Raw genomic sequence first — 480 nt, forward strand, 5'->3', positions numbered from 1 at the left:
GCATATTGCTAAAGTTTTTACCCCTTGAGCTTTTGCTATTTTTAAAGCTTCAAGTGTATCAGCAGTTTCTCCACTTTGTGAAATTACCACAAAAAGAGTATTTTTTCCTATAATAGCTTCTCTATATCTAAATTCACTTGCTACTTCTACTTTGGTTTTAACTTTAGCAAGTCTTTCAAGCAAATATGCTCCACTTAGTGCTGCATGATAGCTTGTTCCGCAAGCATAAAGAGTGATTTCTTCAATATCTTTTAAAATTTCTTCATTGATATCTTCAAAAACGATTTCTTCTCCTTGCAAACGCCCCATTAAAACTTCACCTAAGACTCTGCTTTGCTCATAAATTTCTTTTTCCATGAAAAATCTATAGCCATCTTTTTGTGCAAAGCTTTTATCTTGACTTAAAACTACAAAGTTAGGTTGAATGCAAGCTTGATCATGACAAAGTTTGCATTCTTTTAAATTTACATAACCATAATC

At 32.1% G+C, this 480-nt stretch carries 1 protein-coding gene; it reads right to left on the reverse strand.

Going from position 1 to position 480, the window contains the following annotated elements; all coding sequences use genetic code 11:
* Positions 1–480, reverse strand: a 480-nt coding sequence (locus NY022_RS09585) for an SIS domain-containing protein (RefSeq protein WP_267525654.1), incomplete at both ends; no start/stop codon positions are given.

The sequence above is a fragment of the Campylobacter sp. MG1 genome, from assembly GCF_026616895.1.
Lineage (GTDB): Bacteria > Campylobacterota > Campylobacteria > Campylobacterales > Campylobacteraceae > Campylobacter_E.